This is a genomic window from Kitasatospora griseola (assembly GCF_044999035.1).
GTDB classification, from domain to species: Bacteria; Actinomycetota; Actinomycetes; order Streptomycetales; family Streptomycetaceae; genus Kitasatospora; species Kitasatospora griseola.
Genome location: NZ_CP173360.1, coordinates 3,594,643 through 3,616,452, shown reverse-complemented (window position 1 = coordinate 3,616,452; position 21,810 = coordinate 3,594,643). Strand labels below are relative to the sequence as shown.

21 protein-coding genes are annotated in these 21,810 nt (G+C 71.9%); 14 read left to right on the top strand and 7 right to left on the bottom strand.

Features of this window, described 5'->3' with window-relative positions; all coding sequences use genetic code 11:
- Positions 1-98 precede the first annotated feature (98 nt).
- From ACI1MP_RS16170 to ACI1MP_RS16150, 5 genes are all read left to right on the top strand, one after another.
- Complete coding sequence (locus ACI1MP_RS16170; protein WP_100588768.1) at positions 99-1,499, top strand: cystathionine beta-synthase; 1,401 nt, start codon at positions 99-101, stop codon at positions 1,497-1,499.
- A 415-nt stretch (positions 1,500-1,914) separates the two neighbouring features.
- Positions 1,915-2,241, top strand: a complete 327-nt coding sequence (locus ACI1MP_RS16165; protein WP_043915795.1) for a hypothetical protein — start codon at positions 1,915-1,917, stop codon at positions 2,239-2,241.
- 140 nt (positions 2,242-2,381) lie between these two features.
- Complete coding sequence (locus tag ACI1MP_RS16160; RefSeq protein ID WP_404868900.1) at positions 2,382-3,650, top strand: Ig-like domain-containing protein; 1,269 nt, start codon at positions 2,382-2,384, stop codon at positions 3,648-3,650.
- 82 nt (positions 3,651-3,732) lie between these two features.
- Complete coding sequence (locus ACI1MP_RS16155) at positions 3,733-5,103, top strand: hypothetical protein (protein WP_404868899.1); 1,371 nt, start codon at positions 3,733-3,735, stop codon at positions 5,101-5,103.
- Between the two features lie 125 nt (positions 5,104-5,228).
- Entirely contained in the window at positions 5,229-5,720 is a 492-nt protein-coding gene (locus ACI1MP_RS16150) for a DUF1203 domain-containing protein (protein ID WP_380334827.1), read from the top strand.
- 70 nt (positions 5,721-5,790) lie between these two features.
- Here the strand turns inward: ACI1MP_RS16150 and ACI1MP_RS16145 are convergent, their stop codons facing one another.
- The 3 genes from ACI1MP_RS16145 to ACI1MP_RS16135 all read right to left on the bottom strand — a co-directional run bounded on the left by ACI1MP_RS16145 (position 5,791) and on the right by ACI1MP_RS16135 (position 9,060).
- Positions 5,791-6,156, bottom strand: coding sequence for a cupin domain-containing protein (locus ACI1MP_RS16145; protein WP_380334830.1), 366 nt, complete (start codon positions 6,154-6,156; stop codon positions 5,791-5,793).
- Positions 6,157-6,272: 116 nt separating this feature from the next.
- On the bottom strand, positions 6,273-7,379 hold the full coding sequence (locus ACI1MP_RS16140; protein ID WP_404868898.1) for a hypothetical protein: 1,107 nt from the start codon (positions 7,377-7,379) through the stop codon (positions 6,273-6,275).
- A 31-nt stretch (positions 7,380-7,410) separates the two neighbouring features.
- Positions 7,411-9,060, bottom strand: a complete 1,650-nt coding sequence (locus tag ACI1MP_RS16135) for a M48 family metalloprotease (RefSeq protein ID WP_404868897.1) — start codon at positions 9,058-9,060, stop codon at positions 7,411-7,413.
- Positions 9,061-9,225: 165 nt separating this feature from the next.
- On the opposite strand from ACI1MP_RS16135, the gene ACI1MP_RS16130 reads away from it, so the two are divergent.
- Positions 9,226-10,380 (top strand): cystathionine gamma-synthase, encoded by a 1,155-nt coding sequence (locus tag ACI1MP_RS16130; protein ID WP_043915800.1) that lies wholly within the window; start codon positions 9,226-9,228, stop codon positions 10,378-10,380.
- A gap of 91 nt (positions 10,381-10,471) precedes the next feature.
- Here ACI1MP_RS16130 and ACI1MP_RS16125 read toward each other — a convergent pair whose 3' ends face one another.
- The gene (locus ACI1MP_RS16125; protein WP_100588775.1) at positions 10,472-10,918 is read right to left on the bottom strand and encodes a MarR family winged helix-turn-helix transcriptional regulator; all 447 of its coding nucleotides are present in this window, start codon (positions 10,916-10,918) and stop codon (positions 10,472-10,474) included.
- Between the two features lie 91 nt (positions 10,919-11,009).
- Between ACI1MP_RS16125 and ilvA the strand changes: the two genes are divergently transcribed.
- From ilvA to ACI1MP_RS16110, 3 genes are all read left to right on the top strand, one after another.
- The gene (gene ilvA, locus ACI1MP_RS16120) at positions 11,010-12,221 is read left to right on the top strand and encodes a threonine ammonia-lyase (RefSeq protein WP_380334841.1); all 1,212 of its coding nucleotides are present in this window, start codon (positions 11,010-11,012) and stop codon (positions 12,219-12,221) included.
- Between the two features lie 221 nt (positions 12,222-12,442).
- Positions 12,443-13,453: an ATP-binding cassette domain-containing protein gene (locus ACI1MP_RS16115; protein ID WP_380334844.1), complete on the top strand. Its 1,011-nt coding sequence runs from the start codon at positions 12,443-12,445 to the stop codon at positions 13,451-13,453.
- Position 13,454: 1 nt separating this feature from the next.
- The gene (locus tag ACI1MP_RS16110; protein ID WP_404868896.1) at positions 13,455-14,315 is read left to right on the top strand and encodes an ABC transporter permease; all 861 of its coding nucleotides are present in this window, start codon (positions 13,455-13,457) and stop codon (positions 14,313-14,315) included.
- Positions 14,316-14,391: 76 nt separating this feature from the next.
- Here ACI1MP_RS16110 and greA read toward each other — a convergent pair whose 3' ends face one another.
- Entirely contained in the window at positions 14,392-14,889 is a 498-nt protein-coding gene (gene greA / locus ACI1MP_RS16105) for a transcription elongation factor GreA (RefSeq protein ID WP_100588779.1), read from the bottom strand.
- Between the two features lie 237 nt (positions 14,890-15,126).
- Positions 15,127-15,549, bottom strand: a complete 423-nt coding sequence (locus ACI1MP_RS16100; protein ID WP_100588780.1) for a DUF4307 domain-containing protein — start codon at positions 15,547-15,549, stop codon at positions 15,127-15,129.
- 159 nt (positions 15,550-15,708) lie between these two features.
- On the opposite strand from ACI1MP_RS16100, the gene mca reads away from it, so the two are divergent.
- Together mca and ACI1MP_RS16090 are read left to right on the top strand one after the other, a co-directional pair.
- Positions 15,709-16,578, top strand: coding sequence for a mycothiol conjugate amidase Mca (gene mca, locus ACI1MP_RS16095; RefSeq protein ID WP_043915806.1), 870 nt, complete (start codon positions 15,709-15,711; stop codon positions 16,576-16,578).
- 55 nt (positions 16,579-16,633) lie between these two features.
- Positions 16,634-16,825 carry a hypothetical protein gene (locus ACI1MP_RS16090; protein WP_043915807.1) on the top strand — a complete coding sequence of 64 codons (192 nt, stop codon included), beginning with the start codon at positions 16,634-16,636 and terminating at the stop codon, positions 16,823-16,825.
- 145 nt (positions 16,826-16,970) lie between these two features.
- Here ACI1MP_RS16090 and ACI1MP_RS16085 read toward each other — a convergent pair whose 3' ends face one another.
- Positions 16,971-17,810: an alpha/beta fold hydrolase gene (locus tag ACI1MP_RS16085; protein WP_380334849.1), complete on the bottom strand. Its 840-nt coding sequence runs from the start codon at positions 17,808-17,810 to the stop codon at positions 16,971-16,973.
- 291 nt (positions 17,811-18,101) lie between these two features.
- Between ACI1MP_RS16085 and ACI1MP_RS16080 the strand changes: the two genes are divergently transcribed.
- The 3 genes from ACI1MP_RS16080 to ACI1MP_RS16070 all read left to right on the top strand — a co-directional run bounded on the left by ACI1MP_RS16080 (position 18,102) and on the right by ACI1MP_RS16070 (position 21,793).
- Positions 18,102-19,157, top strand: coding sequence for a hypothetical protein (locus ACI1MP_RS16080; protein ID WP_380334852.1), 1,056 nt, complete (start codon positions 18,102-18,104; stop codon positions 19,155-19,157).
- On the top strand, positions 19,154-20,290 hold the full coding sequence (locus ACI1MP_RS16075; protein WP_404868895.1) for an alpha/beta fold hydrolase: 1,137 nt from the start codon (positions 19,154-19,156) through the stop codon (positions 20,288-20,290). Before ACI1MP_RS16080 ends, ACI1MP_RS16075 begins: the two co-directional genes overlap by 4 nt.
- A gap of 81 nt (positions 20,291-20,371) precedes the next feature.
- Positions 20,372-21,793: an aldehyde dehydrogenase family protein gene (locus ACI1MP_RS16070; protein ID WP_380334858.1), complete on the top strand. Its 1,422-nt coding sequence runs from the start codon at positions 20,372-20,374 to the stop codon at positions 21,791-21,793.
- Positions 21,794-21,810 lie beyond the last annotated feature (17 nt).

Here is a 21,810-nt window from a genome sequence, read left to right as displayed (position 1 = left end):
GGGTGGGAGACATGGGACGGATGGGCACGGTGGGTGGGAAGGGGGCCCTAGGCTGGGGGTTTCGGCAATCAGGGCTGCCATGGACCGGGAGGACCCCCGTGCGGTACCACAATTCGATCATCGAGCTGGTCGGCGACACCCCGTTGGTGAAGCTCAACAAGGTCACCGAGGGCATCAGCGCCACCGTGCTGGCGAAGGTCGAGTACTTCAACCCCGGCGGTTCGGTGAAGGACCGGATCGCGATGCGGATGATCGAGGCGGCGGAGGCCTCGGGCGCGCTCAAGCCGGGTGGCACCATCGTCGAGCCCACCAGCGGCAACACCGGTGTGGGCCTGGCGATCGTGGCTCAGCAGAAGGGCTACAAGTGCATCTTCGTGTGCCCGGACAAGGTGTCCACGGACAAGATCAACACGCTGCGGGCGTACGGCGCCGAGGTCGTGGTCTGCCCGACGGCGGTCGCCCCGGAGCACCCGGACTCGTACTACAACGTCTCGGACCGGCTGGTCCGTGAGACCCCGAACGCCTGGAAGCCGGACCAGTACTCGAACCCGGAGAACCCGGCGTCGCACTTCCACTCCACCGGCCCGGAGCTGTGGGAGCAGACGGACGGCCGGATCACCCACTTCGTGGCGGGCGTCGGCACCGGCGGCACCATCTCGGGCACCGGCCGGTACCTGAAGGAGGCGTCCGGCGGGAAGGTCCAGGTGGTCGGCGCGGACCCGGAGGGTTCGGTGTACTCGGGCGGCACCGGCCGTCCGTACCTGGTGGAGGGCGTCGGCGAGGACTTCTGGCCGACCGCCTACGACCGCGAGGTCGCGGACCGGATCGTCGCGGTCTCCGACAAGGACTCGTTCCAGATGACCCGCCGCCTGGCGAAGGAGGAGGGCCTGCTGGTCGGCGGTTCCTGCGGCATGGCCGTGGTGGCCGCGCTGGAGGTGGCCCGCGAGCTGGGGCCGGACGACGTCGTGGTGGTGCTGCTGCCGGACGGCGGCCGCGGCTACCTGTCGAAGATCTTCAACGACGACTGGATGGCCGACTACGGCTTCCTGCCGACCGCCGCCGACGAGGCGCACATCGGCGAGGTGCTGGCCCGCAAGGACGCGGTGGAGCACGAGGGCATCCCGCAGTTCGTGCACATGCACCCGGGCGAGACGGTCGCCGAGGCGGTGCGGGTGCTGCGCGACTTCGGCGTCTCGCAGATGCCGGTGGTCTCCCCGGGCGCCGGCCACCCGGACATCATGGCCGGCGAGGTGGTCGGCTCGGTGGTCGAGCGCGAGCTGCTGGACGGCCTGTTCAACGGGCGGATCGAGCTGACCGACACGCTGGACAACGTGATGTCCAAGCCGCTGCCGGTGGTCGGCTCCGGCGAGTCGGTGACCAACCTGATGTCGGTGCTGGAGAAGGCCGACGCGGTGGTGGTGCTGGTGGAGGGCAAGCCGCAGGGCATCGTCACCCGCCAGGACCTGCTGGCCTTCCTGACCGCCCGGGCCGGCCACTGACGTTGCGTCAGCCGTGCCCGCCCGCCGGTACGTGGACGTCACAAGCACGCAGCATCGGGTTAACACGGCTCCGGCATTGTGGTGGGCACGGCAAGAGAAGCCGAACACGGTGACGGCGGGGGCGGGAGCGGCTCTCCGACCTTCGCGGTCACCGGGGATCCGACGGTCGGCCTGATCCGACCGCCGGCTCCGGTCCGCGGGGGCCGCCGTCGTCCCGCCCCTGGCAGGCCCAGGGTGTCGACGGCACCCGTGGCAGCTCACGCGTCGCGAGGCGCGGCTTCCGCGCACTCCCGGGTGGGGGAGTGCACGCGGAGGCGGCAGGGCCGGTCCGGGCGACGCCCGGGCCGGCCCTCGCCGCGTGCGGGGGCCGGGCCGCCGTTTCCCGATGGCCGTGCGACCCCCTACGCTCGCAGTCATGACCAGCACTGACCTGCCCGAGCAGGACGCACCGCGCTACGTTCGCCTCACCATCGAGCTGATCGCCGAGATCACCGACGAGCAGGCCCTGAAGGTCGCCGCCCTGACCCAGGTCGCCGACGACGAGTACCTGGACGACGAGGAGCGCGCCCAGGCCGTCGAGGCGATCGAGGTGGACCCGACCGGTTCGCTCGCCCACTTCGTCGACCCGGTGGCGCTGCTCGGCGAGGTCCCCGGGGTGGAGCTCGCCTCAGCCACCTGGGAGTCCGCCACCACCGACTACGACCCGGACGACGAGGGCTGGGACGAGTACGAGGTGCAGTGAGCCCCGGCGCGACTCGCGCTCAGGCCCGGTCCGGGAGTTTCCGGACCGGGCCTTCTTTGTCCGTTCTGTCAGCCTGTTGAGTACTCTCGTATGATCTGCACATTTTTGAGTGATCTTGAGTGATCTCGGCACCGAGGAGCGTGGACGTGACCGCAGCGGACAAGCAGGAGCGGCCGCTCGGCGGCAACTGGAGCCGCCGCGGCGTGCTCTCCGGACTGCTCGGCGCCCCGGTGCTGCTGCTGGCCGCCTGCCAGAGCGGCGGAGGCGGCAAGCCCGCCTCCGGCGGCACCGCCCCGGCGGCCGGCGGCGAGAGCCCGTCGGTCAGCCCGAAGGCGTCCGTCGCGGTGATCACCATCACCCCCGCCGACGGCGCGACCGCCGCACCCTTCGCCGAGCCGGTCACCGTCACTGTCGCCGACGGCACGCTCACCTCGGTCACCGTCACCGACAGCACGGGCAAGCGGATAGCCGGACAGTCGGCCGCCGACGGCGCGAGCTGGACGTCCACCGCGGCGCTCGCCAGCGGCACCCAGTACACCGTCGCGGCCGCCGCCGAGGACAAGGAGAAGCGTCCGGCGGACGCCAACGCGAGCTTCTCCACCGCCTCCCCGGCCAACACCTTCGTCGGCTACTTCACCCCGGAGGACGGCTCCACGGTCGGCGTCGGCATGCCGGTGTCGATCAACTTCAACAAGCCGATCACCGACCGCGCGGCCGTCCAGCAGGCGATCACCGTGGTCGCCGACCCGCCGGTGGAGATCGTCGGCCACTGGTTCGACTCCACCCGGCTGGACTTCCGCCCGGCGCAGTACTGGGCCAAGGGCACCACCGTCACCCTGAAGCTGCGGCTGAAGGACGTGGCCGGCGCCAAGGGCGTCTACGGCACCCAGTCCAAGAACGTCACCTTCACCGTCGGCCGCAGCCAGGTCTCGGTCGCCGACCTGAAGGCCGACACCCTCACCGTCACCACCGACGGCAAGGTCACCGCCACCTACCCCGTGATCGGCGGGTCGCCGGACCACCGCACCTGGGGCGGCAAGATGGTGATCTCCGAGCGCTACCAGCAGACCCGGATGAACTCCGCCACCGTGGGCCTCGGCAGCGAGTACGACATCCCGGACGTGCCGCACGCCCAGCGGCTCACCACCTCCGGCACCTTCATCCACGGCAACTACTGGTCGGCGGCCTCGCAGTTCGGCAACTCCAACACCAGCCACGGCTGCATCGCACTGCAGGACGTGCAGGGCGGCAGCAACCCGAACACCAGCGCGGCCCGGTTCTTCGCGAGCTCGATGGTCGGCGACGTGGTCGAGGTGGTCAACTCCGGTGACCGCACGGTGAATCCGTCCAACGGCCTGAACGGATGGAACATGTCCTGGGCGGACTGGAAGGCCGGCAGCGCGATCTGACGCACCGTGGAGGCGGAGCGCGGGAGTGGGGGCGGCCCGGTGAATGTCCTAAACGGATGGTAAAAAATTCGCATGCGGGGGGATGCGTCGATGTGTTGAGCTTGCCTCCGCGGCAGGGCCGATCGGGCCCGCGTCCGCTTTCAGGCACAGGAGTTCAGCCATCAACACCGCCCTTCGCCGCTCCGTCCGCGCCGGTACAGCCGTCACCGCCGGCGCCGTTCTCCTCGCCGCCGGCGTCACCGCCTGTGGCACCGTCAAGCAGCTGACCGCCGGCGAGAAGCTCTCCGGGGCGTTCGAGAAGCTCGGCGACGCCAAGTCGGTCGGCTTCCAGCTGTCCGTCGACGCCACGGCCGACCAGATCGTCGCGTTCGGCAAGGCCGTCGACGACCCGATCGAGCAGAAGGACGCCGACGTCCTCTCCGACCTGACGCTGAACGTGTCGATGAGCGCCGACAAGCCGCTCAAGGACACCGAGGCGTTCAAGTCCGGCAACTCCCTCGGCGCGGTGAACGACTACGACCTCAAGGGCGTGGCGCTCGCCTACTCGCTGGGCACCAAGAAGTCCGGCAAGACCTTCGCCGACATCCGGCTGGTCGGCGGCAAGATGTACCTGAAGGTCGACGCCCGCGGCATCGCCCAGCTCATGGGTGAGGACACCAAGGGGGTCGACGAGTTCGCCGGCTCGCTGCCCGCCGAGGCCGGGGCGTTCAAGGACGCCGTCGACGGCAAGTGGGTCTCGGTGGACCTGAAGAAGGCCAAGGAGCTCGGCGAGCAGCAGAAGAAGTCCGCCGACACCGGCAACGGCCCGGCGCTCGGCGCGGTGCCGAGCTTCGACCCGGCGGAGCTGGAGCGCTTCGGCAAGTCGGTCAAGGACGTGGTGTCGAAGAACATCTCCGTGGAGGAGAAGGGCAAGTCCGGTGACGCCGACGTCATCCAGGTCTCGGCGCCCGCCCGTCCGCTGGTCGAGGGTCTGGTGAAGGCCTTCGAGAAGCTGGCTACCGGCGCCACCGGTGGCTCCGGCATCTCCGCGTTCCCGCCGGTCCCGTCCGACGACTTCTCCAAGGTGCCGGACCGCAAGCTCGCCGCAGACGTGCTGATCAAGGGCGGCAAGGCGCAGGCCGTCACCTTCGACCTGATGCAGCTCGCCGACAAGCCCGACCCGGCGGCGCACCTCCCGCTGCGGCTCGGCTTCGCCGTCGACGCCCCGACCGTCTCCGCGCCCGCCGGCGCCGCCGAGCTCGACCTGGGCAAGCTCCAGGAGATCGCCATGAAGATGGCCACCGCCGACGACACCTCCGCCGCGGGGGCCGACGGCCCGGTCGCCCCGCTGACCGAGGCGCAGTACGCCGAGCTGGCCGCCGCCGGCGTCGACCGCGAGAAGGCCACGAACCTGAACGCGGCCGGCCTGTCCTTCCAGGAGATCAAGGACTTCGCGGCCGTCATCAAGGGCTGACGCCCCGTCGGCCCGGCCCCGCCCCACGGCCCGTCGCAGCCCCGGCTGCGGCGGGCCGTGGGCCTTCCAACGCGATGTCCGGAATCCGCCGGAACGCGGCGGGCGGCGGGCGCAGGCTGGGACGCATGAACACCACCGACACCACCCTCGACGTGCGGGCCATCCCCGCCGGGACGCTCGCCGAACTGCGCCGGCTCGACGACAGCGGGCGCTGCCACCCCGTCACCGTCACCGAGGACGCCGGTGCGCCGCTGCGCTGCTGCCTCACCCGGGCCCGCGCCGGCGAGCGGATCACCCTGCTGTCCTACGCGCCGCTGCGCCGCTGGGCCGAGGAGACCGGCTGCGACCCGGGCCCGTACCTGGAGACCGGGCCGGTGTACGTGCACGCCGACCCGTGCGAGGGCTTCGCCGGCGGCTGGCCGGACGCCTTCCACGGCGGGCAGCGGGTGGTGCGGGCCTACTCCGCGGACGGCCGGATCCTCGCCGGCCGGGTCGGCGAGCCGGCCGAACTGCCGGAGCTGGCCGCCGAGTTGCTGGACGACCCGGAGACCGCCGTGGTGCACGTGCGGGCCGTCGGGTTCGGCTGCTTCATGCACGAGGTGCGGCGGGCCGGCTGAGGGCGTTCACCGCTCCGGATCGTCACTGCTCGGGATCGTCACTGCTCGGGATCTTCACCGCTCCGGATCGTCACTGCCGCTTCGCGTAGTCCGTGAAGCCCTGCCAGTCGACGACCACGCAGGCCACGTCACCGAGCACCCAGGCGTCGTGGCCGGGCGGGCAGATCATCACATCGCCGGCGCCGAATTCCTCGGCCTGGCCGTCGTCCATCTCGATCCGCATCCGGCCCGAGATCACGTACCCGGCGTGCGAGGCCTGGCAGCTGTCCGTGCCGGCGATCGGCTTCACGTGCTGCGACCAGCGCCAGCCGGGCTCGAACACGCCCCGGCCGACCCCGCCGGCCTTCAGGTTCACCAGCGCCACCTGGCCCTTGCCGCCTTCGAACGGGCGGACCTCCTCGGGGGAGTCCAGACTCATCCGCATCATTCCGGCCATTACGGCTCACCTCCGGCCGACAACGCCCCGTGCCCCCGTCGCCGGGCTCGGCGACGGGGGCGCGGCTGACGCTTCCCATCCTGGTGACCCGGCGCCGTCCGCGCCAGGCACGGCGGTCACTGCGCGGTGGCCGCCGTGACGATGTAGACCCGCCGGTCGGCGAACCGGTCGACCGGGTTCTCCCAGTACGTCCACGGCTCGGGGACGATCGGGCCGAGCGCGCGCAGGTGCGGCATCGCGTCGGCGTCCCGGCCCGACTGGGCCAGCACCCAGACCAGCCAGCCGTGCGCGTAGGCACGGTGGCGGTCCGCAGGGTCGGCCAGTTCCAGGTCGGCGATCACCGCGTCGGCGGCAGCCCGCACCTCGGGGGAGGTGTACGGGTCCTTGTCCCCGGTGAACTGCTCGAAGTACGCGTCCAGTTTGAGCGCGGTCAGCAGGCTGCCCGCCGGGGCGGCGGCGATCGCGGCGTCCGCGAAGGCGTGCATCTGCTCGTGGCTGCCCTTCCACTTGGCGCACCAGTACTGCAGGGCGCCGGTGTGGGCCGAGAAGTTGTGCGGGTCGCGGGAGACGATCTCCTGCCAGAGCGCCCGGAAGCGCTCGTTGTCCCAGCTCTGACCCATCGCCAGCGGGATCTGCAGGACGTACGGCAGCGGGTCGGTCGGGTCGGCGAGCCGGACGGCCTCGGCGGCGGCGGCCTCGGCGTCGGTCAGCACCTTGCGGAAGGCGGCCCAGCGCTCCGACGTGACCTGGTGGGCGCGCTTGCTGGTGCGCACGTTCCAGGCCAGGGCGATCAGCCCGTCCTGGGCGAGCAGCGCGGCGTCCGCGCTGTCCGGCTGCTCGGCGCGCCAGGCCAGCAGCCAGGCGTCGTCCTCGGCGGCGGGCTCGGCGAAGCGGCGCAGCAGGCCCCGGCGGCGGTCGTGGTCGCCCGCGGCCGCGGCGAGGAGTTCGGCGGCCGGGCGCCAGTCGCCGTCCTTCACCGCGGCCAGCGCGGCGTCCACGTCCGGGCCGCTCAGGCCCGGGTCGACGAACAGGTCGTCCCGGTGGAGCATGCCGTGGTCGGTCGGGTAGATGACCGGGCGGGTGGCCTCCTCGACCCGGGCGATGGTGGCCTTCGCGTCCTCGGTGGCGGTCTTCAGCTTGGCGGTGCGGCGTTCCATCAGCCAGGTGGCCAGCTTGAAGCCGACCAGCAGGACCAGCGGGACGATGACGATCAGACGGGCCATCGGGTGGTTCAGCTCCAGGAGTGGCGGGACGTCAGGACTGCACGCCGGCCGGGGCGGCGAGCTCGGCGAGCAGGGTGCGCAGCGGGGCGGTGTCCGGGGCGTCGGCGACCGCGGCGTCCAGTGCGACGGGCAGCCGCTCGGCGGTGTCGTCGGACAGCGCCAGGGCGGCCGGGTGGCCCCAGGACAGCTCCCAGCGGGCCAGCTGCTGCGAGGCCAGGGCGAGCACCGTCAGCGACTGCAGGGCCCTCCGCAGCAGCGGGCGGTGGAACTCGCGGGCGGCCCGGCCGGTGGCCTGCGCGGCCTCCTCGCTCTGCGGCAGCCGCCTGGCGATCTCCTCCGAGCGCCCGGCGTCCAGTGCGTCCAGCATCGCCTCGACGGTGCCGTGCAGGCCGCTGTCGGTGAGGGCGCGCAGGACGGGCTGGGCGTTCTCGCGGGCGTGGGCGAGCATCGTTTCGTGGACCAGGTCCGGCCAGTCGAGGCGGCGCATCTGCGCGGCCTCCGGCCGCAGCGCCAGCGTCTCCAGCTCGGCCAGCCGCTGCTGCGGGTCGCGCAGCAGCCCCAGCGCGGGCCGGTTCTCGCCGAGTCCGGGCAGGCCCGGGCTGTCCGGCAGGGCCTCGATCACGGCGACCCGCCGGCGGATCGGCGGGTGCGAGTCGTACGGGTCGGGCTGCTCGTCGGGCAGGTCCAGGCCCATTTCGGCGAGCTCCTCGCGGCGCTCCGGGTCGGCCAGCAGGCGGCCCAGGCCGCCGAAGAACTGGCCGGGCAGCGGGAGCAGACCGGCGCCCACGCCCATGGTGGCGTAGCTGTCCAGGTAGAAGCTCTGTGCGGCGTCCAGCGCGGGGAGGCGGCGCAGCGCGGAGGCGGTGGCGTCGCGGCCGGCGATCCGGGCGGCGTGCCGGTCGGCGGCGTACTCCTGGCTGCGGCTGATCGACTCGGAGACCCGGAAGTACAGCTTGGCGTACAGGGTGAAGAACTTGGCGAGGTAGCGCTCGATGCCGCCGTTGCCGGCGTCCTCGTCGCTGGCCTTGCGGCCGCGGGCCTTCCGGTAGGCGTTGTCGTCGGCGATCTCGGCGGCCCGGTCGGCCACGTGCTGGTCGGCGCGGCGGTGCAGGGTGGCGATGGTGTGCCCGATGGCGGTGCGGCCGGCCACCGTGACACCCGACAGGCGGACGTCGTTGTTGGCGTAGTGGCCGAACTCGTGGGCGAGCACCGAGTCCAGCTCGGCCTCGGTCAGTCCGATCAGCAGCGGGGCGCCGATGATCAGGTGGCGGCGGCCGGGGATCAGGCCGAGCAGCTTGGTCTCCTCGTACACGCCGGCGTTGACCTGCGGCACCAGGCGGATCTCGGCCGGACCGCGGACGCCGGTGGCCTCGGCGATCCGGTCGACCCGGGCCCACAGCTCGGGCTGCTCCTCGCGGGTCAGCGGCAGGCCGTCGTGGCTGTCGTCGCGCTTGCGGCGGGTCAGGAACACCACCCGCAGCACCGGGTAGGCGATGGCGGCGCTGAGCAGCCAGAGCTTGACCATGGCCGAGTGGAAGCGGTCGGAGGTGACGACCAGTTCGACGTTCAGCCAGATCAGGCCGACCACGATGGCCGCCGCGAGCAGGTAGAACCCGGCGAGCAGCGTGACCGCCAGCAGGGCCCGGGTGGATGTGCGCATGCCGGTGCGCTCGGTGGACATTCCGCGCCCCCAAGTGTCGATCATGTGTGCGGCTGGCAGATCGTAGCGGTACGACCTGGCCTTTTGCGAGGCGATTGAGGTGACGGAACGGCAACCTGACGTGCTGCCACGACGCACCCGCCCAACCGCTGCCCGTGATCCGTCCGCCGCACTAGGCTCAATGGCATGACCGAGCATCAGCTTTCCCACGGCTTCGAGACCCTCGCCATCCACGCGGGCCAGGAAGCGGACCCCCGGACCGGGGCAGTCGTGACGCCGATCTACCAGGTGTCCACCTACAAGCAGGACGGCGTCGGCGGACTGCGCGAGGGCTACGAGTACAGCCGCTCCGCGAACCCCACCCGCACCGCCCTGGAGGAGTGCCTGGCCGCGATCGAGGGCGGCTCCCGCGGCTTCGCGTTCGCCTCCGGCCTGGCCGCCGAGGACACCCTGCTGCGCACCCTCCTCAAGCCCGGCGACCACATCGTCATCCCCAACGACGCCTACGGCGGCACCTTCCGGCTGTTCGCCAAGGTGCTGACCCGCTGGGGCGTCGACTTCTCCGTCGCCGACACCCACCACCCGGAGAAGGTCCGCGAGGCGATCCGCCCCAACACCCGCGCGGTGTGGGTGGAGACCCCGTCCAACCCGCTGCTCGGCATCACCGACCTGGCCGCGGTCGCCGAGATCGCGCACGCCGCCGGGGCCCGGCTGATCGTCGACAACACCTTCGCCAGCTCCTACCTGCAGCAGCCGCTGTCGTTCGGCGCGGACGTCGTCGTGCACTCCACCACCAAGTACATGGGCGGCCACTCCGACGTGGTCGGCGGCGCCCTGGTGGTCGCCGATGCCGGCCTCGCCGAGGAGGTCGGCTACCACCAGAACGCGATGGGCGCCGTCGCCGGGCCCTTCGACGCCTGGCTGGTGCTGCGCGGCATCAAGACCCTCGGCGTCCGGATGGACCGGCACTCCGACAACGCCGCCCGGATCGCCGAACTGCTGTCCGCCCACCCGAAGGTGACGCAGGTGCTGTACCCGGGCCTGCCCACCCACCCCGGGCACGACGTCGCCGCCAAGCAGATGAAGGCGTTCGGCGGCATGGTGTCGTTCCGCGTGGCCGGCGGCGAGCAGGCCGCCGTCGACGTGTGCAACCGCGCCCAGCTGTTCACCCTCGGCGAGTCGCTCGGCGGCGTCGAGTCGCTGATCGAGCACCCCGGCCGGATGACCCACGCCTCCGCGGCCGGCTCCCCGCTGGAGGTGCCTGCCGACCTGGTGCGCATCTCGGTCGGCATCGAGTCCGCCGCCGACCTGCTCGCCGACCTGGAGCAGGCGCTCGGCTGACCCGTTCCGGGGCGGTTCAACGGCGGCCGTGCGGATCGCCGTTGAACCGCCCCGGGCTCGATGCCGTTCTGCGCGGTGCGGCGGGCCGGGCTCAACGCCGGTCGCGCAGGCCATCGTTGAACCGCGCCAGCAGTGCGCAGAACAGCGTGCGCTCGTCCGGCGTCCAACCCGCCGTCAACTCGGCGATCAGCCGCCGCCGCCGCTCGCGCACCTGCGCCAGGCGGCCGGCCCCGAGCGGGGTCAGCGCGAGCCGCACCGCCCGCCGGTCCGCCGGGTACGGCACCCGGGCCAGCAGCCGTTCGCGCAGCAGCGGTGCGGCCTGCCGGGTCACCGTGGAGGAGTCCACGCCCAGTGCGGCCGCCAGCGTCTTCACATTGGCCGGCCCGCCGGCGGCGAGCTGGTCCAGCAACAGGAACGCGGCCCGGTCGAGCTCCCCGACGGCGCTGAGCCGCCGGGCGAACACCGCGACCTGGTAGGGGAGTCGGCAATCGGGGTCGGGATCGGGGGCGTCGGGCACGTCGGGCAGGGAAGGGCTCATCGCGGCTCACGTGGTGGTGCGGGCGACTCGTGCCCAGCAGCGTACGCGCGCCGGGCCGGCACCGGAACCGTCCGGACCTAGGCTGATCTTCATGCAGAACTGGCCGATCACGCTGGACGACGTCCGGGGCGCACAGAAGATGCTCGCCGGGGTGGCCCGGGTCACCCCCATGCAGAGCAGCCGGTACCTGTCCGGGGTGGCCGGCACTCCCGTCCACCTGAAGTGCGAGAACCTCCAGCGCACCGGCTCGTTCAAGCTGCGCGGCGCCTACCTGCGGATCGCCGGCCTGCTGCCGGTGGAGCGGGCCGCCGGGGTGGTCGCCGCCAGCGCCGGCAACCACGCCCAGGGCGTGGCGCTGGCCGCCGCGCTGCTCGGCGTGCGCTCCACCGTCTTCATGCCGCTCGCCGCGCCGCTGCCGAAGGTCGCCGCCACCCGCGAGTACGGCGCCGAGGTGCGGCTGCACGGCGCCAACGTCGACCAGGCGCTGCGGGCGGCCCGCGAGTACGCCGACGCGACCGGCGCGGTCTTCATCCACCCGTTCGACCACTGGGACGTGATCACCGGTCAGGCCACCGTCGGCCTGGAGATCCTGGAGCAGTGCCCCGAGGTGCGCACCGTGCTGGTCGGCACCGGTGGCGGCGGGCTGCTGGCCGGCGTGGCGATCGCGATCAAGGCGCTGCGTCCGGACGTCCGGGTGATCGGCGTGCAGGCGGCCGCCGCGGCGGCGTACCCGCCGTCGCTGGCCGCGGGCCGCCCGGTCTCGCTGGAGCGGTTCTCCACCATGGCCGACGGGATCATGGTCGGCCGTCCGGGCGACATCCCGTTCGAGGTGGTGGAATCGCTGGCGGACGGGGTGCGGACGGTCTCCGAGGACGAGCTGTCCCGGGCCCTGCTGGTCGGGCTGGAGCGGCTCAAGCTGGTGGTCGAGCCCGCCGGGGCGGCGCCGATCGCCGCGCTGCTGGCCGAGCCGGGCCGGTTCGAGGGCCCGGTGGTGGGAGTGCTGTCCGGCGGCAACATCGACCCGCAGCTGATGCAGCGGGTGCTGCGGCACGGCCTGGCCGCGGCCGGCCGCTACCTGTCGCTGCGGGTGCGGCTGGCCGACAAGCCCGGCGCGCTGGCGGACCTGCTGGGCGTGCTGACCCGGGTCGACGCCAACGTGCTGGACGTCGCGCACGTGCGGATCGACCCGCAGCTGGGCCTGACCGAGGTCGAGGTGGACCTGCACCTGGAGACCAAGGGCCCGGAGCACTGCGCGGCGGTGATCGGGGAACTGCGCGAGGACGGCTTCGTGGTCTCGCACTGAACCGCGGCGCGGAGCCGCAGCGCTGAGCCGCGGTACTGAACCGCGGCGCCGGAATCCGGCTCACCCGATCGGGTTGACGCGATATATCGCGAATGGCAGCATCTTGCGATGTATCGCGAGCTTGCCGTCTGCGGGCTCGGGTAACAGAGTGGGTGATCTGCGCCCAAAACGCACTCGTCCACCGATTCCGCCCCCCGACTCCAGGGAGATGAGGCAGGACCATGGCGGCAGCCATCGAAGCCGAGAACCTGGTCAAGACCTTCGGTGACGTACGCGCCCTCGACGGCGTGAGCCTGGACGTCCCCGAAGGCACCGTGCTCGGACTGCTCGGCCCCAACGGCGCCGGCAAGACCACCGCGGTGCGTGTTCTGACCACCCTGCTCCAACCCGACTCCGGCCGGGCCACCGTGGCCGGCGTCGACGTGCTCAAGCACCCCAACCGGGTGCGCAGCCTGATCGGCCTGTCCGGCCAGTACGCCGCCGTGGACGAGTACCTCACCGGCCGCGAGAACCTCCAGATGGTCGGCGAGCTCTACCAGATGAGCGCCCGCGACGCGAAGAAGCGGGCGCTGGAACTGCTCGAATGGTTCAACCTCTCCGACGCGATGGACCGCACCGCCAAGACCTACTCCGGCGGCATGCGCCGCCGCCTCGACCTGGCCGCCGCCCTGGTGGTCCGCCCGCCGGTGATGTTCCTCGACGAACCCACCACCGGCCTCGACCCGCGCAACCGGCTCGCACTGTGGGAGGTCATCGAGACCCTGGTCGAGCAGGGCACCACGCTGCTGCTCACCACCCAGTACCTGGAGGAGGCCGACCGCCTCGCCCACGACATCGCGGTGGTCGACCACGGCAAGGTGATCGCCCGCGGCACCGCCGACGAGCTGAAGGCCCAGATCGGCGGCGAGCGCATCGAGGTCGTCGTGCACCGCCCCGACCTGGTCCCCGAGGCGATCGCCGCGCTCACCCCGTTCGCCAAGGGCGACCCGGCCGTCGAGAAGAACACCCGCCGGATCACCGTCCCGGTCAGCGGCGGCGCCAAGGTCCTCGCCGACGCCATCCGCGAACTGGACGCCCGCTCCATCGAGATCGACGACATCGGCCTGCGCCGCCCCACCCTCGACGACGTCTTCCTCTCCCTCACCGGCCACGCCACCGAGGACGAGAACACCGCCGACGAGGGCGAGCACCCGGCGAAGAAGGGCCGCCGCGGCCACGGGAAGGACGCCTGAGATGACCACCGCACTGCCCGACGCGGCGATCGGCCCGGTCCCCGTCACCCCCCGGCGCGGCCTGCCCGCGATGCTGCACGACTCCTGGGTGGTCGCCAAGCGCAATCTGCGCCGGATGACCCGGATTCCCGAGATCGTGGTGTTCGGCCTCATGCAGCCGGTGATGTTCGTGCTGCTGTTCTCGTACGTGATGGGCGGCGCGATCGCCATCCCCGGCGCCACGCCCAGCCACGAGGTGTACATCGAGTACCTGATGGCCGGCATCTTCGCGCAGACCGTCACCTTCGCGGTGGCCGGCGCCTCGGCCGGCATCGCGGAGGACATGACCAAGGGCCTGGTCGACCGGTTCCGCTCGCTGCCGATGTCCCGCGCCGCGGTGCTCACCGGCCGCACCCTCGCCGACCTGGTGCAGACCGCGATCACCGTGGTGGTGCTCGCCCTGGTCGCGCTGCTGGTCGGCTGGCGGATCCACGACGGCTTCCTGAAGGCGCTCGCCGCGTTCGGCCTGCTGCTGCTGCTCGGCTACGCGTTCTCCTGGATCGGCGCGCTGATCGGCCTGTCGGTGCGCAGCCCCGAGGCCGCCACCTCGGCCGGCCTGATCTGGCTGTTCCCGCTGACCTTCATCTCCAACGCCTTCGTGCCGGTCAGCTCGATGCCGGGCTGGCTGCAGCCGATCGCCTACTGGAACCCGTTCTCCGCCACCGTGCAGGCCTGCCGCAGCCTGTTCGGCAACCAGCTCGGCCTCGCCCCCGACGTCTGGCCGATGCAGCACGCCGTGCTGGTGTCGATCGGCTGGTCGCTGATCATCACGGTGCTGTTCTCCTGGCTGTCGGTGCGCAAGTACCGCCGCGCCGCGGGCTGACCCTCCGGGGCCGGAAACGACCGGACGGCCGCTCCCCCCACCCGGGGGAGCGGCCGTCCGTCGTCGGGCGCGAGGCTCAGCCGGAGAACGGCTTGGCGTCGACGATCTTCACGCCGGCCTTCTTGCCGTTCGGCAGCTCGTAGACGGCGTCCTCGCCGACCGACTTGCCGGTGATGGCGCGGCCCAGCGGCGACTGCGGCGAGTACACGTCGATGTCGCCGTCGGTGACCTCGCGGGAGGCCAGCAGGAACTCCATGGTGTCGTCCAGGTCGCCGTCGAAGGCCACCTTCACCAGCATGCCGGGGGCCACCACGCCGGAGTCGGCCGGGGCCTCGCCGACCTTCGCCCGCTCCAGCAGCTGCGACAGCTGACGGATCCGCGCCTCGGTCTTGCCCTGCTCGTCCTTGGCCGCGTGGTAGCCGGCGTTCTCCTTGAGGTCGCCCTCCTCGCGCGCGGCCTCGATCTTCTGGGCGATCTCGATGCGCCAGGGCCCGGTCAGGTGGTCAAGCTCGGCCTTGAGCTTGTTGTAGTGGTCCTGAGTGAGCCAGGTCACGTCATCGTTGGTCTGGGTCACAGGGTGCTCCTCGTCGGTGCTGGCGCTGCTGCGAGGGTGGTTCGGCAGCAGTGGTCGATTTTCTGGGCAGATGCAAAGCAACGCCCGCTTCCGTGCCGTTCGGCAGGGAAGGGGCGAAATCACGAGCCTAACAAGTTCTCCGCACGGGCGGGAGGGGCCGCGGGCGCCGAGGGCGTGCCGCTCCTTCGACTATGCGCTCGAAAGGGTGAGCGGAGCAAAGGCCCTCGGCGGGTGTCCCTACTTGTCGGGGGTGCAGCCGAGCAGCTCGGCGGTGGAACCGCGGGACGTGGTCCGCAGGGTCACGACCTTGTCGTAGGTGGTGCCCTGGGCCGGGACCTGGAAGTCCGACTGGCCGACCACCGCGCCGTCCGCGCCCTGCGAGCGGACCGTGCACACCCCGGAGGTGCCGTCGCTCTTGCGCACCGACAGCTGCAGCTGCACCTCGCTGTCGGACACCGTCTGGAAGGTCGGCACCGTACCGTTCAGCTTCGTCTCGCGCAGCAGGTACGAGCCGCCGAGCCAGGCGATCAGGCCCACCAGCAGCACGCCGAACACCGCGCCGGCGATCCGCAGCCGACGGTCGGTGGTCCGGTCGTCGGCCCGGCTGTAGCGGCCCGCGGGGGGCGCCAGGGGCGGCTGGGGCGTAGGGCTCTGGTCCATGGTGCGGCTCGGTCCTTTCGCGGAGAAGCGTTCGGCCGTCCGCGGGAATGGACGCGCCCTCCAGTCCGTCACTATAGGAGGGGCACGTCCGCGCCACAGGCGGCGGGGGAGCCGGCCCGACGGAAGCGGACATACCTGTACCTGGAAGGGACCCAGGCGTTGAGCGAGCAGTTGCGGTTGATGGCGGTGCATGCGCACCCGGACGACGAGTCCAGCAAGGGCGCCGCCACCATGGCGATGTACGTGGCCCAGGGGGTGGAGGTCCTGGTCGCCACCTGCACCGGGGGCGAGCGGGGGTCGATCCTCAACCCCAAGCTGCAGGGCGACCCGTGGGTCGAGGAGAACATCCACGAAGTGCGCCGCAAGGAGATGGACGCCGCCCGGGAGATCCTCGGCGTCCAGCAGGCCTGGCTCGGCTACGTCGACTCCGGCCTGCCGGAGGGCGACCCGCTGCCCCCGCTGCCCGAGGGCTGCTTCGCCCTCGAGGACGTGGACGTGGCCGCGGGCACCCTGGTCAAGCTGATCCGCGAGTTCCGCCCGCACGTGATCACCACGTACGACGAGAACGGCGGCTACCCGCACCCCGACCACATCATGACCCACAAGATCACCATGGCGGCCTTCGAGGCCGCCGCCGACCCGGAGGCCTACCCCGAGGCCGGCGAGCCCTGGCAGCCGCTCAAGCTCTACTACAACCACGGCTTCCCGATGGGCCGCATCCGCGCCCTGCACGCCTACCTCACCGACAACGGCCACGACTCGCCCTACGGCGAGTGGATCGAGGGCTGGGAGAAGTCCGGTCGCGCCGAGCGGGAGATCACCACCCGGGTCGAGTGCGGCGAGTACTTCGAGATCCGCGACAAGGCGCTGATCGCCCACGCCACCCAGATCGACCCCGACGGCCCGTGGTTCCGCGTCCCGATCGACATCCAGCGCGACGTCTGGCCCACCGAGGACTACGAACTCGCGAAGTCGCTGGTCGACACCGACCTCCCGGAGACCGACCTGTTCGCCGGCCTCCGGAAGTAACCCCGTACCACCCCCCGGTGACCCGGCCCGCGTAGGGCCGGGTCACCATGGACGAATGAGCACCCCCGTGAACGTCACCCAGCTCGCCGCCGACCTCGCGCTCGACGAAACCAAGGTCACCCCCGGCCTCCTCGGCTTCGTCGTCTTCGCCGTCCTCGGCATCGCCACCTGGTTCCTCCTGAAGTCCATGAACGCCCGCTTCAAGAAGATCGACTTCACCGAGCAGCCCGACCCCAAGGACGAGTGACCTCCGGGCTCACCCCGTACCGAGGTCCACATCCACGGCGAACGGCGCCGCGACCCGCACCGCCCCGGTGAACACCGGCCCCTCGCGGTGGCTGCCGCTCGCCCGGTCGGGCATGTGCGGCTTCGGAGCGTTCGGGCGGGTCGGATCAGAGGGCGTGGGAGAGGAACGCGGAGAGGGATTCGTTGCTGATCAGGCCGAAGTGGTCGAGTGCGGTCAGTTCGAAGGAAACGGTCGTGGCGGCCGGGGACGGGACGGCGGCCGTCATACCGGGCAGGTGTTCCGCGTAGGGGGCGGACAGGAACACCCGGGTGGTCGCGGCGAAATCGGCGACGGTGGCCAGGCGTTCGCCCAGCCGGCGGTATCCGCTGGTCGGCCAGTACGCCAGGACGTCCCGGGAGAGCTGCTGGAGCTGGGCGAAATCCTTCGAGCCGATTTTCGACAGGTATTCGGCGAGGGCGCGTTCGGCGTCCGGATCCTGGGCCGTTTCCCGTAGTCGCTCGAATGTCGGATTCGGATCGGCCGGGTCCGCCGCCGCGAACAGGCGGGAAATCATCATGGTCGATTGATTGACATTCGGATCGAGCAGGACGGCGGATTCGATCGGCACCGCGCGGGAGCGGTGCTGCGCCCAGAATTCGGCGAGCTGAAGAACGAGATCGGCGCCGAGCGAGAATCCGACCAGGACGATGCGTTTGCCGGGATTCTCGGCCGCGACGGCGGCGAGCGCGTCGGCCGTCATCGCGATGTGGGTGGACAGTGCGACGGGCGGGAAGGCCTGCTGCGGCCCGGGGTCGAAGCCGTGCAGAGTGACGGCGATGCCGTGCTGTGCCTCGTGGTGCGCGAGATAGTCGACGAAGTCGTGGGCGTCCAGGCCGAGGCCGTGCAGGAATACGACGATCGACGAGGAGTCGGCCCGGTGTTCGAGGCAGGAGAGCGGCCCGGCCGTGCGCGGACGGACCTGTGCGAGGGATTGCGCTGAGGACATCAGGGGCGGACCTTCTCGTGAGCGTTCGATGATCGACCGCCGGCCGGTCGGCGTCGGTCGGCGCATTCGGTGGAATCAGGGGTACCACAGAATGCCGGTGGTTTCAGCGGGTTCCGGCAGGTCTGTGCGAGATCGGGCGCCCGGAGGTTTCGTTCTGACGTTTGAGTCGCGACGGCGGTTGGAATCTAAGGATGGACTTGCGGGGGCGCGGGGGATTCCTTGATCGATTTACCGGCCGCATCGTCAATGCACCTGGGGAAATGCGATCCGTGAAGCCAGGAGGGGGAAGTTGTGACCGGTGATCGACATGCCTCGTTCAGCCGCACGCTGGCGGCGATGCAGGGGCACCAGCAGGGCCATCACGGGTGGAACGCCTTCCACCGGGCCCTGCTGGACCTGACGGCGTCGAGCGACCCGGCCCTGGACCGGATCCTGGCCGCGGTCCGGCACAAGCGGCCCAGCATGAGCGACTCCCACCTGATCACCCTGCTGGGCATCGCCGTCCGGCAGCTCGCGTCGACGCACCCGGACGTGGCGTCCGTGTTCGAGCCCGGGGCCCTCCCCGCGGAGCGCTCGCGCTCGCTCGGCGCGGCGCTCGACCGCCACGAGACCGAGGCGGTGGACCTGCTCACCTCGCACTCCAACTCGTTCACCGGGGCGCGCCGCTTCCTGGTGCCGCAGCTGCTGATCGGCGGCTTCGCGCGGCACTTCGGCGTCGACGAGGTCCGGCTCCTCGACGTCGGCACGGGCCTGGGCGCGCTGCCCCGCCAGTTGAACAACCGCGAGGTGTTCGACCGGTTCGCCGCGGACCTGACGTGGCTCCCGCAGCGCCCGCCGTACCTCGACATCCCGCTCGCCGTCCGGCACGGCATCGACGCCGCGCCACTGCCGACGACGGACTGGGTCGGCTCCTGCCACGGCCCGTCGGCCTACTACGAGGACCGCTGGTCCGAACTGGTCTGGTCGCTGGAGCGCGCCGCCGCGACGGCGGGCCAGGTCCGGCTGTCGGCCCTGGACGTCCTCGACCGGGCGCAGCTGGCCGGCTTCCTGCGCACCCACCGCTTCAACGTGATCACCTGCAACTTCGTGCTGTACCAGTACGAGCGGGAGGTCCGCGAGCGGCTGATCGCCGAGCTCGTCGGGCAGTTGGCCGCCCCGGGGCTGTTCCTGAGCATGGAGCCGAGCCACGACCTGGTCCGGCAGGGCAGCCGGGTGACGGGCTACCTCGCCGGAGACCCTCGTCCGCTGCACCTGGCGGACGCCGAGGACGCGCACTTCATCGGGCGGGTGACGGCCGGCGCCGACCTCGCCGCCGTCATCGGGCCCGGAACGGGCGGGGGTTCATGAGCACCGGTGTGCGGAGCGCGCTGAGAGCCGGCGTGGCGGCGCGCTGGTCGAAGCCGCTCGGGGTGTTCGGCGCGATGGCGAGCGTGGCGATCGGGATCTACAGCGACCAGGTCCGCGGCTCGATCGCCTGGCTCTTCCAGCACGCGTCGGGCTGGGGGCTCGCGGCGGCGACGGCGCTCAGCGCCGGTGCGCTGTCCTGGCAGGCCCGGGGGCTGATGGACCACCGGCGGTACGCGGCGCGCCGGATCGTGGAGCGCTCGTTCGACATCGAGGCCGACGACTTCGAGAGCGACCTGCCGAGCGACCAGGCGGTGATCGGCCGGGAGCTGCACTACCTGGAGCGGGTGACCTCGTCCCCGCACCTGGTGGTCCTGCTGCACGGGCTCGGGCTGGACGCCGACGACTTCCGGCCGTACATGCACGTCGCCGAGGAGCACACGGCGGGGATCACCCTGTTCGGGTTCAACGCGCGGGAGACCAGGGACGACCGCTACCGCCCGATCGGCCTCACCACCCACGCGGAGCTGGTGAACGGCGCGATCAACAACCTGCACCGCCAATTCCCCGACAAGCGGCTGACGTTGGTGGGGTTCTCGCTGGGCGCCGACATGCTGCTGAGGCTCGGCGAGCTCTGGCGCGACCACCCCTCGCGCAAGCCGGCGGTGTCGGGCGTGCTGCTGCTCGATCCGAACATCAACCACTCGACGATGATGGTCTCCCGCGGGCTCTCCCAACTGGACCCGGGCTCGCCGCTGGAGGAGTTGAAGCGGATCGCCCGGATCCCGGAGACGCTGGTGGAGTTCCAGAACCTGAGCGAGTACCTGCACAAGGTGAGCGCCAAGAACCTGGCGCAGATCCAGCGGCACGCGATGGACGTGTGGGACTACTGGGAGCCGGACGGCCGGTACGACCTGTTCATGGAGCGGATCGAACTGCTGCGCGGGCACCGGCTCGGGGTGAAGGTGGTCTTCTCGACCCACTACGAGCGGAACTTCAACGACCTCAACGCCCTCGCCCGCCAGCGCGGCATCCGGGACACCTTCCGGCTGCGCCGGGTCGACCACTTCGAAATCCTCCAGGACGTCCTGCTCGCCGAGGAGGTCGGGCGCGTGCGGGGCGCCGGCACCGCCTGAGGCTGCGACCGGGGTGTCAGCGCCGTTTCAGCGGACTGCGCGAGGGTGGGGCGATCCGACCCGGGGTCCCGGAGGTTTCCCGTGCACGAGACTGACCGTTTGTACGTGGAGGGCGGCTGGCGGCCGGCCGTCCTGGGCGCGCCGCCGATCGAGGTGGAGAACCCGGCGACCGGCGAGTGCATCGGAGCCGTGGCGGCGGGCGGCGAGGCGGACGTGGACGCCGCGGTGGCGGCCGCCGTACGGGCGTTCCCGTCCTGGGCCGGGAGCGACCCGGCCGTGCGGGCGAAGTGTCTCCAACGGCTGCGCGAGACGCTGGGCGAGCGCGCCGACGACCTGGCGGGAACGGTCACCGCCGAGCTGGGCGCGCCGGTGCGCATCGCGCGCAAGGTGCACGTCGGACTGCCGCTGGCGGTGCTCGACTCCTACCTCGGCGTGCTTCCCGACCTGGTCCTGAGCGAGCGGGCCGGCAGCTCGCTGGTGCTGCGCGAGCCGGTCGGCGTGGTCGGGGCGATCACCCCGTGGAACTACCCGCTGCACCAGGTGGTGGCCAAGGTCGCCGCGGCGCTCGCCGTCGGCTGCACCGTGGTGCTCAAGCCTTCCGAGCTCACGCCGCTGACCGCCCTCGCCCTCGCCCGGGCCGTCCACGACGCGGGCTTCCCGCCGGGCGTGTTCAACCTGGTGACGGGGACCGGGCCGCTCGCCGGCGAGGCCCTGGTCCGCCACGCGGACGTCGACATGATCTCCTTCACGGGCTCGACGCAGGTCGGCCGGCGCATCGGCGCGCTCGCGGCCGGGACGGTGAAGCGCACCTCGCTCGAACTGGGCGGGAAGTCGGCCAACGTGATCCTCCCCGACGCCGATCTGGAGCGGGCCGTGGCGGCCGGCGTCTCCAGCGTCATGCTCAACACGGGCCAGTCCTGCAACGCCTGGACCCGGATGCTGGTCTCCGCCGACCGCTACGACGAGGCGGTCGAGCTCGCCGTGCAGGCGGCCGCGGCCTACCGGCCGGCCGATCCGCGCTCGCCGGACTCCCGGCTGGGGCCGCTGGCGTCGGCCGCCCAGCTGGAGCGGGTCCGCGGCTTCATCCGGGCCGGAGTCGCCGAGGGCGCCGAGCTGGTGGCGGGCGGCCCGGAGCGCCCGGACGACCTGCCGGTGGGGCACTACGTCACGCCGACGGTCTTCGCCGGCGTCGAGCCGGGCATGTCGATCGCGCAGGAGGAGATCTTCGGGCCGGTGCTGTCCGTGCTGCGCTACCGCGACGAGGACGAGGCGGTCGCGATCGCCAACGGGACGCCCTACGGCCTGTCGGGCGCCGTGTGGTCGCAGGACGAGGAGCGGGCGGTGGCCTTCGCCCGGCGGATGCGCACCGGGCAGGTGGACGTCAACGGCGGCCGGTTCAACCCGCTGGCGCCGTTCGGCGGCGTCCGGCAGTCGGGTCACGGGCGGGAGCTCGGCCGGGCCGGGATCGAGGAGTTCACCGTCCACAAGGCCCTGCAGCTGTAGGCGCGGCCGTGGCGGCC

What these genes read in the sequence shown, in the direction of transcription:
- ACI1MP_RS16165 (WP_043915795.1), top strand. Translation starts at nt 1,915, where the DNA reads ATGACCAGCACTGACCTGCCCGAGCAGGACGCACCGCGCTACGTTCGC.
- ACI1MP_RS16155 (WP_404868899.1), top strand. Translation starts at nt 3,733, where the DNA reads ATGCGTCGATGTGTTGAGCTTGCCTCCGCGGCAGGGCCGATCGGGCCC.
- ACI1MP_RS16150 (WP_380334827.1), top strand. Translation starts at nt 5,229, where the DNA reads ATGAACACCACCGACACCACCCTCGACGTGCGGGCCATCCCCGCCGGG.
- ACI1MP_RS16145 (WP_380334830.1), bottom strand. Translation starts at nt 6,156, where the DNA reads ATGGCCGGAATGATGCGGATGAGTCTGGACTCCCCCGAGGAGGTCCGC.
- ACI1MP_RS16140 (WP_404868898.1), bottom strand. Translation starts at nt 7,379, where the DNA reads ATGGCCCGTCTGATCGTCATCGTCCCGCTGGTCCTGCTGGTCGGCTTC.
- ACI1MP_RS16135 (WP_404868897.1), bottom strand. Translation starts at nt 9,060, where the DNA reads ATGTCCACCGAGCGCACCGGCATGCGCACATCCACCCGGGCCCTGCTG.
- ACI1MP_RS16130 (WP_043915800.1), top strand. Translation starts at nt 9,226, where the DNA reads ATGACCGAGCATCAGCTTTCCCACGGCTTCGAGACCCTCGCCATCCAC.
- ACI1MP_RS16125 (WP_100588775.1), bottom strand. Translation starts at nt 10,918, where the DNA reads ATGAGCCCTTCCCTGCCCGACGTGCCCGACGCCCCCGATCCCGACCCC.
- ilvA (WP_380334841.1), top strand. Translation starts at nt 11,010, where the DNA reads ATGCAGAACTGGCCGATCACGCTGGACGACGTCCGGGGCGCACAGAAG.
- ACI1MP_RS16115 (WP_380334844.1), top strand. Translation starts at nt 12,443, where the DNA reads ATGGCGGCAGCCATCGAAGCCGAGAACCTGGTCAAGACCTTCGGTGAC.
- ACI1MP_RS16110 (WP_404868896.1), top strand. Translation starts at nt 13,455, where the DNA reads ATGACCACCGCACTGCCCGACGCGGCGATCGGCCCGGTCCCCGTCACC.
- ACI1MP_RS16100 (WP_100588780.1), bottom strand. Translation starts at nt 15,549, where the DNA reads ATGGACCAGAGCCCTACGCCCCAGCCGCCCCTGGCGCCCCCCGCGGGC.
- ACI1MP_RS16090 (WP_043915807.1), top strand. Translation starts at nt 16,634, where the DNA reads ATGAGCACCCCCGTGAACGTCACCCAGCTCGCCGCCGACCTCGCGCTC.
- ACI1MP_RS16085 (WP_380334849.1), bottom strand. Translation starts at nt 17,810, where the DNA reads ATGTCCTCAGCGCAATCCCTCGCACAGGTCCGTCCGCGCACGGCCGGG.
- ACI1MP_RS16075 (WP_404868895.1), top strand. Translation starts at nt 19,154, where the DNA reads ATGAGCACCGGTGTGCGGAGCGCGCTGAGAGCCGGCGTGGCGGCGCGC.